General features: G+C 68.3%; 9 protein-coding genes and 2 pseudogenes. 3 read left to right on the top strand and 8 right to left on the bottom strand.

Features of this window, described 5'->3' with window-relative positions; translation table 11 throughout:
* Positions 1-1,093: arabinofuranosidase catalytic domain-containing protein (locus ABD357_RS11015; RefSeq protein ID WP_344389365.1), on the top strand; the 1,093-nt coding region annotated here is incomplete at its 5' end.
* 141 nt (positions 1,094-1,234) lie between these two features.
* A complete protein-coding gene (locus ABD357_RS11010; RefSeq protein WP_344389364.1) occupies positions 1,235-2,563 on the top strand; it encodes an extracellular catalytic domain type 1 short-chain-length polyhydroxyalkanoate depolymerase in 1,329 nt (442 codons plus the stop codon).
* 785 nt (positions 2,564-3,348) lie between these two features.
* Here the strand turns inward: ABD357_RS11010 and ABD357_RS11005 are convergent.
* From ABD357_RS11005 to ABD357_RS10990, 4 genes and pseudogenes are all read right to left on the bottom strand, one after another.
* A complete protein-coding gene (locus tag ABD357_RS11005; RefSeq protein WP_344389362.1) occupies positions 3,349-3,543 on the bottom strand; it encodes a hypothetical protein in 195 nt (64 codons plus the stop codon).
* A 47-nt stretch (positions 3,544-3,590) separates the two neighbouring features.
* Positions 3,591-3,775, bottom strand: a pseudogene (locus ABD357_RS11000) (M23 family metallopeptidase); the annotation flags it as partial.
* A 202-nt stretch (positions 3,776-3,977) separates the two neighbouring features.
* On the bottom strand, positions 3,978-6,221 hold the full coding sequence (locus ABD357_RS10995; protein WP_344389361.1) for a glycoside hydrolase family 9 protein: 2,244 nt from the start codon (positions 6,219-6,221) through the stop codon (positions 3,978-3,980).
* Positions 6,222-6,363: 142 nt separating this feature from the next.
* Positions 6,364-6,824 (bottom strand): annotated as a pseudogene (locus ABD357_RS10990) (glycoside hydrolase family 2 TIM barrel-domain containing protein); the annotation flags it as partial.
* A 118-nt stretch (positions 6,825-6,942) separates the two neighbouring features.
* Between ABD357_RS10990 and ABD357_RS10985 the strand changes: the two are divergent.
* Positions 6,943-7,197 (top strand): PAS domain-containing protein, encoded by a 255-nt coding sequence (locus ABD357_RS10985; protein WP_344389360.1) that lies wholly within the window; start codon positions 6,943-6,945, stop codon positions 7,195-7,197.
* Positions 7,198-7,265: 68 nt separating this feature from the next.
* Here the strand turns inward: ABD357_RS10985 and ABD357_RS10980 are convergent, their stop codons facing one another.
* From ABD357_RS10980 to ABD357_RS10965, 4 genes are all read right to left on the bottom strand, one after another.
* Positions 7,266-8,972 (bottom strand): ThuA domain-containing protein, encoded by a 1,707-nt coding sequence (locus ABD357_RS10980; RefSeq protein ID WP_344389358.1) that lies wholly within the window; start codon positions 8,970-8,972, stop codon positions 7,266-7,268.
* A gap of 29 nt (positions 8,973-9,001) precedes the next feature.
* A complete protein-coding gene (locus tag ABD357_RS10975) occupies positions 9,002-11,836 on the bottom strand; it encodes a carbohydrate-binding protein (RefSeq protein ID WP_425584803.1) in 2,835 nt (944 codons plus the stop codon).
* 1,121 nt (positions 11,837-12,957) lie between these two features.
* Positions 12,958-14,271: an RICIN domain-containing protein gene (locus ABD357_RS10970; RefSeq protein WP_344389444.1), complete on the bottom strand. Its 1,314-nt coding sequence runs from the start codon at positions 14,269-14,271 to the stop codon at positions 12,958-12,960.
* 100 nt (positions 14,272-14,371) lie between these two features.
* Positions 14,372-15,802 carry an endo-1,4-beta-xylanase gene (locus ABD357_RS10965; RefSeq protein ID WP_344389354.1) on the bottom strand — a complete coding sequence of 477 codons (1,431 nt, stop codon included), beginning with the start codon at positions 15,800-15,802 and terminating at the stop codon, positions 14,372-14,374.
* Positions 15,803-16,432: the final 630 nt, after the last annotated feature.

The following is a 16,432-nucleotide window of genomic DNA, read 5'->3' as shown; positions in this document are numbered from 1 at the left end:
CGTCCAGTCCGGACTGTGCCTCGACGCCAACGCCGCCGGCACCGCCAACGGCACCAAGGTCACCCTCTGGTCCTGCCACAACGGCACCAACCAGCAGTGGAACTCGCCGACCCCGCCGGTGCCGGGCGGCGCGGGCACGTGCGACATCTACGCCTCGGGCGGCACCCCCTGCATCGCCGCCCACAGCACCGTACGAGCGCTCTACGGCACCTACAACGGCAACCTCTACCAGGTCCGGCGCTCGTCCGACAGCACGACCCGGAACATCGGCGTCCTGAGCGCGGGTGGCACCGCCGAATCGACGACGCAGGACTCGTTCTGCGCGGGGACCACCTGTGTCGTCACCGTCGTCTACGACCAGTCCGGCCGCGGGAACGACCTGTGGTACCAGGGATCGAGTGTGGTTCCCGGCTCCAACCAGAGCCGCCCGGCGATCGCGACGTCGGAGTCGCTGGCGGTCGGCGGCAGCAAGGCCTACTCGCTCTACATCAACCCCGGCAACAGCTACTGGCGGGACGGCCACCTGACCGGCGTGCCGACCGGCAGCGCCCCCGAAGGCATGTACATGGTGACCAGCGGCACCCATGTCAACGGCGGCTGCTGCTTCGACTACGGCAACAGTGAGACGACCCGAGCGGCCGACGCGGCCGGGGCGATGGACGCGATCAATTTCAGCACCCAGTGCTGGTTCGGCGGGTGCGCCGGCACCGGCCCATGGGTCCAGGCCGACCTCGAATGGGGGCTCTACTCCGGTGGCAGCCAGACCTGGAACTCGAACCAGCGGGCCTTCACCAGCAAGTTCGTGACGGCGATGTTGAAGAACAACGGGACGAGCCGTTTCGCGCTCAAGGGTGGCAACGGTCAGACCGGAAGCCTGACCACGCTGTGGGACGGCGCGCTTCCGCCCGGCTACAGCCCCATGAAGAAGCAGGGCGCCATCATCCTCGGCAGCGGTGGTGACTGCTGCAAGCCCGGCGGCGGCGCGAACCTCAGCGCCGGCACCTTCTACGAGGGCGCGATGGTGTCCGGATACCCGTCCGACGCGACCGAGAACGCGGTACAAGCCAACATCGTCGCCGCCGGCTACCGCTGAGTCGCCCACGGGGTAGCCGACGCGGCACCCCGACGAGTGAAGGCGGTACGTGACATCACGTGCCGCCTTCACTCCCTCCGTGGGGAGCCGGGGCGCACCACTCCATCAGCGTGGTCCTACCGATGACCGAGGAGCCCAGAGATGAGACGGATCTTCATGGCGGTCGCCACGGTGCTCGCCATCGCTGTGGCGTTGCTCGGACGGCCGGCGGTCGCGTCGCCGACAGCCGCGGCCACGCTCGTCGAGGTCACGAACTTCGGCGCCAACCCGACGAACCTGCGCATGTACCTGTACGTGCCGGACCGCCTGGCGGCGCGGCCCCCCGTCGTGGTCGCCTCGCACTACTGCGGGGGAAGTGGCCCGGCATTCCACGACGGAAGGCCGTACGCCTCGCTGGCGGACCGGTACGGCTACATCGTGATCTACCCGTCGGTGACGCGCAGCAGCAAGTGCTGGGACGTCGCATCGCCACAGGCGCTGCGGCGCGGCGGAGGCAGCGACCCGGTCGGGATCATGTCGATGGTCGACCACGTGAAGCAGCGGTACCCCGTGGATCCCGCCAGGATCTTCGCCGTCGGTGAGTCGTCCGGGGCGATGATGACCAACGTCCTGCTCGGCCTCTATCCGGACGTGATCGCCGCGGGTGCCTCGATCGCCGGCGTGCCGTTCGCCTGCTTCGCCACGACCAACGGCTCGGAGTGGAACGCCGACTGCGCCCAGGGGCGGATCACGAAGACCCCGCAGCAGTGGGGTGACCTGGTGCGAGGCGCCTACCCGGGGTACGCCGGGCCGCGGCCCCGGATGCAGATCTGGCACGGCACCAACGACGACATCCTGCGGTACCCCAACTTCGGGGAGCAGGTCAAGCAGTGGACGAACGTGCACGGCCTCAGCCAGACGCCCGTGTTCACCGACTCGCCGAAGGCCGGTTACACCCGCACCCGCTACGGCGGTACGGGCGGCGCCGCGCCGGTCGAGGCGATCAGCCTGCAAGGCCGGGGGCACGGTCTGCCGGACGAGGCCGCGGAAACCATCCGCTTCTTCGGCCTTGACGCGACGCCGCCCACCACTCCACCGCCGCCCACGGCTCAGCAGATCGTGGGCGCGCAGTCCGGCCGCTGCCTGACCGTCCCCGGCGCCGGCACCACCAACGGCACCCAGACCCAGCTCTGGGACTGCACCGGCGCAGCCGGCCAAACCTGGACCTACACCGCCGGCAAACAACTGACCGTCCACGGCGACAAGTGCCTCGACGCCAGCGGACGCGGCACCACCAACGGCACCCCCGTCATCATCTGGGACTGCAACGGCCAGAACAACCAGCAATGGAACGTCAACCCCGACGGCACCATCACCGGCGTCCACTCCGGACTGTGCCTCGACGCCAACGCCAACGGCACCGCCAACGGCACCAGGACCACCCTCTGGTCCTGCCACGGCGGCACCAACCAGCAGTGGAGCCGTCGCTGAGCGGCGACGCCGTCCTTCTACTCGCCGAACAGAGAAGATTCCCCACGATGTCTCGTCGATGCCCATGTTCACTCGGCTCAGACTCCTCGCGGCTGCCGGACCAACTGGGGCCTCCGCGGCCACCGGCTTACTTTCGCGTCGGCGGTGCCTGGGCCGCTGACCGGCCCTCCAGCTACACACCGACCTGGCCATCGGTCGACCCGGCGTTCGTCAATGAGTGGTACACGCGGAACATGTACTTCAGCGGATCCCAGCGCGCGCAATCCTGACCCGCTGCTGCCGTTCCTCACCACGCGGGCCGAGCCGGCACTCGCCGCCGCGGCGGCGGTCCTTCAGGAGTGGGCGCACGCGCATGCGCCGGGCGTCCCGGCCTGCTCGTGAGCACATATTCGGCCATGCCCGGACCGGAGCTCGGCACAGCCTGAGTCTGATGATGTTGCAAGGTTGTCAAGGCCCGACCGGCCTTGACTTTCCCCTGCTTGTTGAGCTGTCCGAGTCGCTCGGCGATCTGCGCGCGCATGGTTGCGGTGCGTTCCGGGGCGGCCACTTTCAGGAGCATGTTGACCAGGTCGGAGGCCAGGGGGCCTGCCTCGTGAAGCGGTAGTCGCATCCACGCCTGGGCGGCGTTCTGCGCTGCCACCCGGGTACGTCGCTTGCCCGGCCCGATCCGGTCGAACCAGGCGAGAGCGAGCCAGGTCCATGAGGCGGTGGCGAAGGCGTACTCGCCGCTCAGATAGGCCAGGTCAGCCCGGAACTGCGCGGCCTTGAGGGTCCCGGCGGCCGTGTCACCCTGCTCGGCAGCTGCGCTCGTCCTGGACCTGGACGAGGACCGGCAGGCCGCTGCCGGCGGCCTCGATGTGGAGGACCTGGACGACGACCTGCGAGGGGTCGACTCCGTCGGGAACGACCTGCGGTTCGCCGTCGATGTGGAGCTGGCCGTCGCGGCTGATGTGGACCTGGTAGCGCGTGCTGGTGTTCATGGTGTGCGGCCCGCGGCATGGTGCCGCGGACCCTCCTCCTTCAAGGGTCAGAGCGAGAGGCCGTGGCTGCGGAAATAGGCGACGGGGTCTATGTCGGATCCGTACGCGGGTCCTGTGCGGGCTTCGAAGTGCAGGTGCGGGCCGGACACGTTGCGGTGGCACCGGAGAGGCCGATCTCCTGGCGGGCCTTGACTGTTTGGCCTTTGCTCACCGAGATCTTCGACAGATGGGCGATGCCGCCCGGGCGCTCGCGCGGCTCGCCCGAGCCCACGTCGCGGGCGGCGCCCCGGGCGAAGGCGAAGAGGAGGGGCGCCGGGCGGGAGCCGAATGCGATGCTGCGGGATCGGAGCGATGGCGTGTTGCGATGCGGTACCGAAGCAGTGCGGCCGACGCCCTTGGCGAGGGCGTCGGCCGCATGGGAGCGGACGGCGGAGTCAGATCTGGTCCGCCACGAACGACGCCATCCGTGCCAGCGCCGCGTTCCAGTTGATCGTGTGTTCGTTGGTCGACCAGGACTGGATGTCGTCGATGTAGCAGAACTGACCGACGCAGCCCTGGAGTTTGCTCTGTGCGTAGGGGTCCTGGATGCTCGAGTTCGGTCCTCCGGCGAGCGTGCCGGCGGGCGGGCTCGGGAGGTCCGGGTCGAGCTGGTGGGCGTACCAGCGGCTGTGTTGGTTGCGGGCGTCGACCTCGCCGTAGCCCGTCACGTAGGAGATGTTCAGGGCGTTGCGGCCGAAGAGGTAGTCCATGCTCTGCAGCGCGCCCTCGCGGTACTTCGACGCCCCGGTGATGTCGTACGCCGTGGCGATGACGACCGCGTTGTTGAGGATCTGGTGGTTGGAGCCCCAGTCGTAGAGGTTGTTGTCGGGGGCGTACGGCATGCCGTACGGGTGTGCCTTGAGCGTGGCCAGGTAGCGGTCGGCGCCCTTGATCACGGACTGGCGGATCTTGTCGCGGCCGGGCAGTCTGTTCGGCACGGTCGCCAGGTCCAGGCGGCCCGCGGCGGCCGTTCTGGCCCAGTCGAAGCCGATGGGTTTGAAGATGTCGGCGGTGTGCACGGGCGAGTCGAGGACGAAGTCGGCGAACTCCTTCTCACCCGTGGTGAGGTACAGCTGGGCGGCCGCCCAGTAGAACTCGTCGGTGGCGTTGTTGTCGGCGTAGGCGCCGCCGCCGACGCCGTCGCTCTCGGAGGCGTGGAGCTCGGGGTGTTGGCGGGCCGCCGCCCAGGCGGTCCGCGCCGCGTCGAGGGTCTTCGCCGCGAAGGCGCGGTCGTAGGGGCGGTACAGGCGGGCCGCCTGCGCGGCCGTGGCCGCCAGGTTCAGGGTCGCCGCCGTGCTCGGCGGGTGCAGTTCACGCTTCTGCGGGTCGTCGCCGGGCATCAAGGGCAGGCCGGTCCACTGCTCGTCGTGGATCTTGTGGTGGGCCATGCCGGCGAGCGGCTTCCCGTCCGGCACCTGCATCTTCAGCAGGAACTCCAGCTCCCAGCGGACCTCGTCCAGTAGGTCCGGCACCCTGTTGCCGCTCTCCGGGATGTCGAGCGAGCCGTCGCCCAGCTTCCCGGCCTGCCCGGTGCGGGCGTACAGGGCGCGCTCGTAGGTGCTGAGCACCTCCCAGGTGGAGATACCGCCGTTGACGACGTACTTGCCGTGATCGCCGGCGTCGTACCAGCCGCCGGTGACATCGAGCGTGTAGTCGCAGACGCCGGGCTGGCAGGGCACGTCGTCGTCGCCCTTGTTGGGGGCGACGTTCAGATGGCCGGCTGCGCGGCCGTAGCCGGGGCGCAGGTCGTCGCTGATCCCGATGCCGCTGCGCTGGGTGTAGTAGTACTTCAGCGAGTCGAGCCGCAGCCGCTCGTAGGCGCTCGCGTCGATGTCGAAGGGGCGGCTGGTCTCACCGTCGACGACCAGTGTGAGGCCCGCGCCGCGCTTGCGGTAGGAGCCGAAGTCGATGGAGTGGACGTTCTGCCCGGAGGAGGCGTCGAGGCCGCGCGGGGTGGTGCGGCCGTGGGCGACCACGGCACCCGAGGCGTTCTTCAGCTGCCAGGGGAGCTTCGTCGTGGCGTCGGTGACCAGGGTGGCGTTCTTCGGCCCGGCGGGCAGATAGGCGACCTGGTTGACACGCACCCGGGGCCCGGTGTCGGGCTCGTACACCTCCGGCGGCACCCCGCCGAGCAGCGACACGTCGTCCATGCAGAAGGTGAACGGGTCGGCATTGCCGCCGAGTTGGAAGCCGACCTGAGCCTGGGCGGTGTCGACGGGCGAGGTGAAGGTGTACGAGTACGAGTCGCCCGCGACGTTCAGCTGCGGGCTCACCTCGAACCAGGTGTCGTACGGCGCCACCGACAGGCCGACGATCGCCCGCAGGATCTTGCCCTGGGGGGTGCCGGAGGCGGAGAAGCTGAACCGGTAGGACTCGCCCTTGACGAGGGTGATGTCGTTCTGGCCGACTGCGGCGTCCCAGCGGTTGGTGGTACCGCCCGGGACCTCGGCGCAGAGGCGGCCGTCGGTCAGGCCCGCGGTGACGTTGCTGGACGTCCACCAGGGGGCGGTGGTGGTGTCGAAGGTGCCGTTCTTGACCTGTTCGACCTCCTCGGCCTGGGCCGAGCCGGTGGGCAGCGCGGTGAGCGCTGCCGCGAGGAGGGCCGTTATGGCGAGCAGGGTGGTTCTGCGTCGTTTCACGTCTGGGCTCCTCGGGGGAGGTGGGCGCACAGCGGTGACCGATGGCGTGGGAGCGCTCCCAGAGGCCTACGTTGACCATGTTGTTCGAGACCTGACATCCCGTCAACTACCCGGACAGGACTGGTTCTGTGTCCGATTTCTCCGTCCGGACCTCGAAGCGGTGACTCCGCTTGCGCGCCGGGACGGTACTCCCCTGGTGGTCGGCCCGCGTTACGTCGAAGGAGATCAGGTACTCGGCGTCGGGGACCGCCACTCCCCGGGCGTCGACGATCTCGGCGGTCACGAAGACCAGAGAACGCGGGTCCGCCGCGAGGGACTTGCGGTCGGCCTTCGGACGCACGGCGTGCGGCTCGCCGGCCGTGCGCAGGACGACGGTGGCGACGACCCTGCCGTTCCTGCGGGCCAGTGCCTTCAACTCGCTTGCGGTAAGGGCCGTCGGTGAAGGTCTTGTCGCCACCGGTCGCCTCGGTGGTCTCCAGGCAGGGGCGCCCGTCGACGGTCTCCTTCGTCGAACCTCCTTGCCCCGAGTGACTTTGCGTCGAGGAACAGCTCGACGGGCCGGTGTCGGAGTACGCCCACCTCGACGGTGTCGCCCTCCTCGTGGCGCCGGCCGCAAAACCCTTCAGCACTCCTGTCACTGCCCGGATGTACGGCCCGGCGACGCACTAGGCTTGAATCCACCCGTCAGCCCCTTCGGTCCGGCGGAATGGAACTCGCGACGATGAGGAGCCGCAAGGTAACGCACGGTGACGTATCTGCGTCTGCCCTGGACGGTGCCGTCACGGCGCGGGCGGTCGTGGACGGCGACGGCTCGCTCGTCGAGTGGAACGAGGGGGCACGACGCCTGCTGGGCTGGCCCTCCACGGAAGTCGTCGGTCGTCCCGCGGCCGAGTTGCTCGCCTCTGGAGGATCCTTTCTGCCGCCCCCCGCCGGGCAGCCTCAGCTGGAGCGGGACGCTCGCACTGCGTCACCGTGACGGCCGCCTGGGAACTCGGAAGGGCCACCGCACAGTGGCAGGTGGCCCTTCCAGCCTGCCGCGTCAGCTCAGGGCAGGGTCCATTTCTGGTTGGTTCCGCCGTGGCAGGTCCACAGGTGCACGAGGGTGCCGTCCGAGGAGTTGGCGCCCGACACGTCCAGGCACTTGCCCGACTGCGGGTTCCGCAGCGACCCGTCCGGGTGCGCCTGCCAGTTCTGGTTGGCGCCACCGTTGCAGGACCACAACTGGACTCTCGCCCCGTCCGCCGTGCCGTTACCGCTGACATCCAGGCACTTGCCCAACGCCTTGACCGTCGACCCCGGCGTCACCGTCCACCGCTGCCCCGCCGAGCCCGTACACGACGAGATCTGCACCGCCGTCCCATCCGCCGAGCTGCCGTTACGGACATCCAGACACTTACCCGCGAGCCCCACGATCGGACCCGCGCCGGGTGCCGGGCCGCCGCCCAGCTCCTTGATCCGGACGTTGCGGAACGAGACGTCGTCCCCCGTGCCGTGATTCTGGATGCCGACGTGGCCGGCGAGCGAGCGGGCGGGGTCGGTGTTGGTGAAGTCATTGATCTTCACGCCATTGAGCCAGACCTGGAGCCGCTCGCCCTCCACCAGCAACTCGAAGGTGTTCCACTCGCCCGGTGGGTTGAGCGCCGCGTCCCGGGCAGCCGTGTCCGGGGCCTTGATGGCGTAGATCGAGCCAGTCGTGCGGTCAGGCGCGTCGGTGGCGTCGATCTGGACCTCGTAACCGTTGTTCAGTGCCGACGACGGGTCGCTCGACGGTGGGAAGCCCACGATCACGCCGGAGTTGTCGTCGCCGGGCATCTTCCAGTCCAGCTTCAGCGAGTAGTTGGTGAACTGCCGGGCGCTGTACCAGAGCATGCCCAAGCCGCCGTACGAGGCGAGGGTGGCGTCCGAGTTGGTGAAGCCGCCTGGGCCGGCCTGCGACCAGCCGGTGGTCGAGCCGTTGTAGAGGGTCGTATAGCCGGTCTCGGGCCGGCAGTCGGCCTTGGTCTGGCCTGCCGCGTACCGGATGCCGCCGAGCAGGTGCGCCCGGAACGCCGGCTCCGCGTACGACGCCTGGCTGTGCCCGCCGCCGGTGTAGAAGGCCCGGCCCCCCGAGTGGGTCTTGCACCAGGTGTGCGGGTGGTCGGCGCCCATCGAGCCGCCCGAGTACGACGACTCGTCCAGCGTGGTGAGCACGCGCGCGGTGGTACGGGGGTTGGTCCGGAAGTTGTACCACTCATCGGTGCGGGTCCATGTCTGCGGCAGGTGGGCGGTCGCCGCGTGCGCCCGCCCCTCCACCTTGACGTTGGCCTGCTGGACAGCGGGGTGGGAGGCGAAGTAGGCGCCGACCAGATCGCCGTAGAACGGCCAGTTGTACTCCGTGTCCGCGGCCGAGTGGACGCCGACGAAGCCGCCGCCTGAGCCGATGTACGACTGGAACGCCGACTGCTGGGCGCCGTTCAGAACGTCGCCGGTGGTGTTGAGGAAGATCACCGCCTCGTAACGGCTCAGGTTGCTGGTGGTGAAGTGGTTGCCGTCCTCCGTGGCCGTCACCGTGAAACTGTTCGCCGCGCCGAGGTCGCGGATGGCCTGGGTCCCTGCCGGGATCGAGTCGTGCCGGAAACCGGCCGTCTTGGAGAACACGAGGACGTCGTAGGACGTGTCCGCGGCATTGACGGGGCTGGGCTGCCCGAGGAGGGCCAGGGCGGCGAGTGTCGCGACCGCCCCACCAAGCAAGGTTCGGGGTTTTCTGCGCATGTCCGTCGCTCTCTTCTTGGTGACAGATATCAGGGCAGGGTCCATTTCTGGTTGGTTCCGCCGTGGCAGGTCCACAGGTGTACGAGGGTGCCGTCCGAGGAGTTGGCGCCCGACACGTCCAGGCACTTGCCCGACTGCGGGTTCCGCAGCGACCCGTCCGGGTACGCCTGCCAGTTCTGGTTGGCGCCACCGTTGCAGGACCACAACTGGACTCTCGCCCCGTCCGCCGTGCCGTTACCGCTGACATCCAGGCACTTGCCCAACGCCTTGACCGTCGACCCCGGCGTCACCGTCCACCGCTGCCCCGCCGAGCCCGTACACGACGAGATCTGCACCGCCGTCCCATCCGCCGAGCTGCCGTTACGGACATCCAGACACTTGTTCGCGAGTCCGACGATCGGACCCGCGCCGGGTGTCGGGCCGCCGCCGGGATTGAAGGTGAACGCGTCGACGTCGAAGAGGAATCCGGAGCCACCGGCGAAGGTCAGGTAGAGCGTGGTGGTGCCGGCCGGTGCACCGGAGATCGAGCCGTTGACGGTGGTGAAGTTCGTCCACGAGCCGGTGACCGGGACGGTGGCGGAGCCGAGGACGGTGCCGGTCGGCGAGCCGGCCCGAACCTGCAACGTGCCGCCCGCGCCGGCTGACGACACCCGGGCGCTGAACGACGTGGCGTTGCTCAGCTTGTACGGCTCGAATGCGATCCAGTCGCCGTTCTCTATGTCACCGACGGCCTTGCCGCCCTCGGCGGTCGACTTGTCCAAGGTGGCGATGCCGGACGATGTCTTGTAGTGCTCGGCCTGCCGGTGCTTCGGCTGCAGGATGTGCTGCTTGTGCGTGGTGAGCCCAGCGTTGTCGGTGTACTCGGCGTCGAATACCCCGAAGATGTTCGCCGCGTCGTCGTGCTCACCATCGACCGGGATGGTGATCGTGCCGGAGCAACCGGTCTTCGAGGTGATCGGGTGGCCGTGGCTGTCGTGACCGACGATGTACGTCAGCTTGACCTTGGTGCAGTCGACCGTGCCGTCCTCCGGATCCGTCACGGTGATACTGAACGGCACGGTGTCGCCGAAGGCGAAGATCTCCCCCGCGTCGGGGCTGTTGATGGTCACGGTCGGCTCGGTGTTGCCGACGGTGATCCGCACGTCGGCGGTGCCGGTGGCACCCTGCGGGTCGCGCACGGTCAGCGTGGCCGTGTAGTCGCCGTTTGTGTTGTACGTCTTCGTCGGGTTGGCGACGGTGGAGCTGGTGCCATCACCGAAGCTCCACGCATAGGTCAGTGCCCCACCGTCAGGGTCGGATGAGCCGGCCGAGGAGAACGTCACGGTCAACGGCGCCGCGCCGGAGGTCCGGTTGGCGCCGGCCATCGCCGTGGGCGCCCGGTTGCCGCCGCCGACGTAGTCGAAGCGGTAAAGGGCAGAGTATTGGTCGCCCTGGTACAGCCCGGCGCCGTAGTCCAGCACGTAGTAGGAGCCGTCCGGGCCGAACGCCGAGTCGATCACCTGCTTGCCACTCCAGGGGAAGCTGTCGATGGTCCCCGGGGAGCCGTCGGCGTTGAGGTGGATCGGCTTGATCCAGCCGCGGCCGAACTCCGTGGCGAAGAACTGCCCGTCGAACGACTGCGGGAACTTCGTGGGCGAGCTGACGTCGGGGTCATACCGGTACACCGGGCCCGCCATCGGCGACTCCGAGCCGCCGCCGAACGCCGGCGGGCTGCCGGCGTCGCCGCCGTAACGGATCCAGGCAGCCTTGGCGGGGGGCAGCGCGCTCAAGCCGGTATTGCGGAACGAGTTGTTCGTCGGCCCGCCCGAGCAGTTGTACTTCGCGCCTGCCGTGTTGGTGGCGAAGTCCCACTCGGCGTACGTCTCGGAGCCCGTGTTCGTGCCGGTGCAGTATGGCCAGCCATAGAAGCCCGGGCCCGTGACGCGGTTGAACTCGACCTGGCCCTGCGGTCCGCGCGCCGAGGTGGCGCCGGCATCGGGGCCGTAGTCGCCGACGTAGACGATGCCGGTGGCCTTGTCCACGCTCATCCGGAACGGGTTGCGGAGGCCCATCGCGTAGATCTCCGGCCGGGTCCTGGCCGTGCCGGGCGGGAACATGTTGCCTGCCGGGATCGAGTACGACCCGTTCTCGTTCACCTTGATTCGCAAGATCTTGCCGCGCAGGTCGTTGGTGTTGGCGGCGGTGCGCTGCGCGTCGAACGCCGGGTTGCGGTTGGACCGCTCGTCGAGTGGGGCATATCCGGCGGACTCGAACGGGTTGGTGTCGTCGCCTGTGGACAGGTACAGGTTGCCTGCTGCGTCGAAGTCGATGTCTCCGCCGGCGTGGCAGCAGATACCTCGGTCAGCCGCCACGTCGAGGATGTCCACTCTGCTGGACTGGTTGAGCGTGAAGTCGGCGTTGAGCGTGAACCGGGAAAGCCGGTTGACACCCTGCCACGCCGACCAGTTGCCGCCGGTGGTCGGTGCGTCGCCTCCTGGTGTGGACAGCGGCGGGGCGTAGTAGAGGTAGATGTGCCGGTTGGTGGCGAAACCCGGGTCGATGCCGATGCCCTGCAGGCCGTCCTCGTCGTGCACGTATACGGGGATGTTGCCGATCACCCTGGTGGTGCCGCTGGCATCCGTGCGGCGCACGGTCCCGTTGCGAGCGGTATGCAGCACCGACCGGTCGGCGAGTACGGCCAGCGACATCGGTTCACCGACCTCCGGGACCCCGCGGGCCAGTTGGACCTGCTGGAAGTCGGCGGCGTTGATCGGATGCGCCGAGGCCGGGGTCGCACTGGATAAGGCCGCGACGAGAGTGGCCGCGACCAGGAGCAGAGCCGAACCGATGGCCGGCCAACGCGCGGCTGTAGCCCTGATTCTCATGAACATGACAATGCAGTCCCCTTCCTGAACAGGTGGCTGCCAGGCTTGGGGCGCGCGCTGCCGCGCCGATGCCATAGCGGGATGTCGCCGCTTCGGCCCGCTGGGTGTGCTTCAGCAGGCCACTACGCCGAGCGGGGGCCGAGCGGGGGCAACCGCTCGGAAACAGTAGAAGTCGATGGCTACCGCGCTGTCGGGTCACATCGACGACCGTGATGGTCCGCCGACAAGGCTAGAAGACTTCAGCCCAAGGTGTCCATACTTCCCTCCGGACCAACCAGGCTTTTGGTCTGTTGTGGAGAAAGTTGCGAAGGACCCAACCCCGGTCAGGACTGGGTGCCATCTCCAACCCCGATCGGCGGGACGCAGACGGGTGCGTGATCGCCGCCGCCCGCCCCGACAACCCAGCCGGGCCCGGCCACACCTTCGCCGACCACGAACACACCCAGCGCACCGCAGCCGAGGCCGCGGACTCACCACGTGCTGCAGATCGTGGCCATCAGCCGCCCCCGGCGAAGACGACCAGTTTCTTTACTGCGCAGGCCCGGCCGAAGTCAGCGACGCGGCCAACCAGTCCGCGACCACCCCGGACCGGCAAGTCCTGAACATCAGTTGGAGCGCCCGGAGCCCCCGCGAGGAACGAGCGGGGCGAGGACGAACGAGTTGGAGGCCGACGAGCGGCGGTCGGCAATGGAGGCCGAGGAAGCGTCGCCCCAGGCGGCGGACCAGGAGTACGAGCGGTCGACCCAGGACCCGACCGCCACCCGCCACCCGACGGCTGCCGTAGGCAGGACAGGATCCGGACCATGCCCGGGCCAACGACTCCAACGAGCCACACGCGGCCACTATCTGTGCAGGTCAGCGACGTGTCACAGCTGTACCGACAGCAGACGAAGAATCTGCTGGTGAGCTACTCGCCGAAGAAGCTTGGCTTCTTCTAGAGCGCGAAGCCGGGACCCCTTCCTTGGTGATACTCGCCCTTCCGAAGAAGGTCGAGAGCCCGGTCTCCAGCGTGCGCATTCGTGAGAGCTCTCCTGGAAAAGCCTAACTGTCCTTCAATCTGGGATGGACGTCGACGGAGTGGAGCCAGGATCATCCTGGCTCCACTCCGTGGTGCGGGCGTGTTACTGGAACTGGGCGAAGAACCTCCAGATCTCTGCTTTGGTCCAGGTGGCGACGCCGCTGTCGCCGGGGGAGCCGTCGACCGGACCGGGTGCGTGGCCTCCGTCGAACGCGGCCCATTGGACCGGGTACCCGGCACGGCAGCCCGAGTAGGCGGTGGTGATGTGCGTTCGACTGCCCGGCGCGGGCTCGCGCGGGCTCTGGGCGGCGCAGCCGTTGTTGCGGACGAATCGGTCGCGCAGGGACCGTCCTTGCGCGATGTTGAGGACGGAGTCGCTGATGCCGTGGATTCCGAAGTAGGCGATGGGCTGGCTGCCGCCACTGCACCCGCTGATCTCAGCACCGGATATGACTGCGACGGCCCTGAAGACGTTCGCCCGGCTACATGCGAGTGCGTAGCTCATACCGCCGCCCCAGCTGAATCCCGTGGCGAAACGCTGCGCCGGGTTGACACAGAGACCGCCCTCGATACGCCGGATCATGTCGTCGACGAAGGTGATGTCCTCACCGCCCGAATTGGCCCAGCCGTTGCCGAGGCCCTGGGGGGCGACGAGGATCGCACTGTTGTTCGACTGTTCCTGTTGGCCGTAGTAGGACCAGGCGTTCCCGCTCGTGCCGCCCGAGGCGACGTCGCCGGCGGTTCCGCCCCGCCAGTGGAACCCGAAGATCAGCCGGTAGCGGTGGCTGTTGTCGTAGTTGGCGGGAACCCTGAGGATGAAGCTGCGGCTCTTGCCGCCGCTCTGGATCGTGTGCGTACCGCTCGCCAGAGTCGGTGCGCTGCCGCATCCGCCACCGCCACCGCCACCGCCACCGGACGACAGCTTGATCATCTGCCATTGCTGGTTGGCGCCGCCCCAGTCGGTGTACTGGACGACATTGCCGCCATCGGCGGTGGAGGCGCCCTGCACCTCCACCGCCTTGCTGCTGGTGCGGTTGATCAGCCGGACGTGGCCCGCGTCGGAGTCGGCCAGGCGGAACTGCTGGTTGGCCCCGTTGTGGTCGGCCCACTGCTGGATCGCGGTACCGTCTGCGGTCGAGGCGCCGGCCACGTCGAGAACCTTGTCCGAATGCCGGGCCTTGAGGCGGTAGAAGCCATCGCCGGAGTCCACGAACTGCCATTGCTGGTTGGCTCCGTCATGACGCGTCCACTGGCTGACCCGCGCGCCGTCGGCGGTGGATGTGCCAGAGACGTCCAGTGCCTTGCCGCTGTTGCGATTGACCAGGACATACCAGGCATTGGTGTCCACCGTCGCGGCCTCGGCGGGCGCCGGATTCACCGCGGCGAGCATGCCGATCGCGAGGGTCGCCGCCACCACGGCGGCGACCCGGGACCACCAGCGATGTATTAATGGAGGGACGGAGGAAACCGCACCGTAGGTCTTCATCGATTCACCCTTTCGCTTGTGGCAGGTCCCCTCAGGTGCGGGTCCAGCGTTGGTTGCTTCCGTTCGAGCAGGAGTAGAGCTGGATCAGGGTGCCGTTGGCGGTGCCGCCTGCGGCGGCGTCGAGGCAGAGGCCGGACTGGACGCCGACGATGGATCCGTCGGAGTCGAGGCGCCACTTCTGGTTGTCGCCGCCCCAGCAGCTGTAGATCTGGACTTTGGTGCCGTTGCCGGTGCCGGCGGCGTCCAGGCATTTGTTGCCGTAGACCCTGAGCTCGCCGGCGTCGGTGTACGTCCACTGCTGGTTGGTGCCGTTGTGGCAGTCCCACAGGTGGAGCTGGGTGCCGTCGGTGGTACTGGTGCCGGGCACGTCCAGGCAGCGGCCTGAACCGACGCCCTTGATCGTTCCGGAACCCGAAGGGGGCGTGGAGGAGCCGCCGTTGAGCGCGTTGAGGACGGCGGTGTAGGCGGGTTTCTTGCTGCCGTCGCGGTTGAACAGCAGCGGCGTGTGCTCCGGTCGCCAGGAGTCGGAGTCGCGCACACCCCAGACGGTGATGCCGAGGCAGCGCGGGACGGCCAGGCAGTCGTTGGTCACGTTGGCGTAGGTCGTGGCAGGGGCGCCCTGGATGTCGAGTTCGGTGATGGCCACGTCGACGCCGAGGGCGGCGAAGTTCTGCAGGGTGGTGCGGAAGTTGCTGTTGTAGGGGCTGCCGCTGTTGAAGTGCGACTGGAAGCCGACGCAGTCGATCGGCACGCCGCGCTGCTTGAAGTCTCGGACCATGCGGTACATGGCCTGGGTCTTGGCCCAGGTCCAGTCCTCGACGTTGTAGTCGTTGTAGCAGAGCTTGGCGGCCGGGTCGGCGGCGCGCGCGGTGCGGAAGGCGACCTCGATCCAGTCGTTGCCGGTGCGTTGCAGGTTGGAGTCGCGCCGGGCTCCGGAACTGCCGTCTTCGAACGCCTCGTTCACGACGTCCCACTGGGCGATCTTGCCCTTGTAGTGGGCCATCACGCCGTTGATGTGGCCGATCATCGCCTGGCGCAGCGTGCTGCCGCTGAGGCTCTGCATCCAGCCGGGCTGCTGGGAGTGCCAGGCCAGGGTGTGGCCGCGCACCTGCTTGCCGTTCTGCACCGCCCAGTTGTAGACGCGGTCACCGGCGGTGAAGTTGAACTGGCCCCGCTGCGGTTCGGTGGCGTCGATCTTCATCTCGTTCTCGGCCGTCACCGAGTTGAACTCACGGCCCGCGATCGTCGTGTACGCCGAGTCGCCCAGCCTGCCCGAGGCGATGGCGGCGCCGAAGTAGCGGCCGCTCTGCGCCGCGGCGGCGCCGAGCGTGTTCTCGGCGGCGTGTGCGGTCGGCGGCGCGACCAGTGCGGTGACCACACCGAGGACGCCGACGACCAGCGCCAACAGCAGGCCGCGGATCTTCCGGCGGATAACGGGTCTGGGAAGGGCATACGAGCCCATGACTGTGCCTCCAAGGTAGAAATCATGGAAGGACTGAAGCGCAGGGGAATGCGTCGTCCGCTCCCACTCGGCAGACGGACGGGGCGGGTCGGAAACCGGGCAGCACGGAATCACCGGACATCGCGGTGATGGCACCGGGCCGATCTCAACCGGCACGGACGGCACCCGGCCGGCCGCCGGGTGACCTACGGCGGGCGGCGGCGGTGTTCCGACACAGGCATGGGGGTACCTCCATCGCGGCTCAGCCGGGGGACCGTCACGCGGCGTCGCGTACCTCTCCAACTGCGCGAAGAGCCACGATGCGCTGGTGCGGACCTCACCGGAACGAAACGGGGTGGCGAAGGTGCTTTGGTGCGCGGATCTGTCGTGCAGCTGTGCATGGATCTGCCATGCAGCACAGATCACCCAGGCGGCACGGTTCGATATCTCGAACTAGGGCCGCTTTCTCAGACAGGGAGATTGAAGTATTGACGATGGATCGTCAATACTTCCCGCAGAAGAAGTTTCGGTTCCTTGCCCGAAACTTTCTGGAACGCCGCGACAGCTCGTCAAGCCCAAATGGGAGGCGCTGTTTATGGACAGATCGGCGACAGGCCTTGACCAGCGGGCCCCGAATTCCTAGCTTGTGGC

The sequence above is a fragment of the Streptomyces vastus genome (assembly GCF_039532825.1).
GTDB lineage: Bacteria > Actinomycetota > Actinomycetes > Streptomycetales > Streptomycetaceae > Streptomyces > Streptomyces vastus.
The sequence above is the reverse complement of the archived record's forward strand: the minus strand, read 5'-3'. Positions and strand labels throughout refer to the sequence as shown.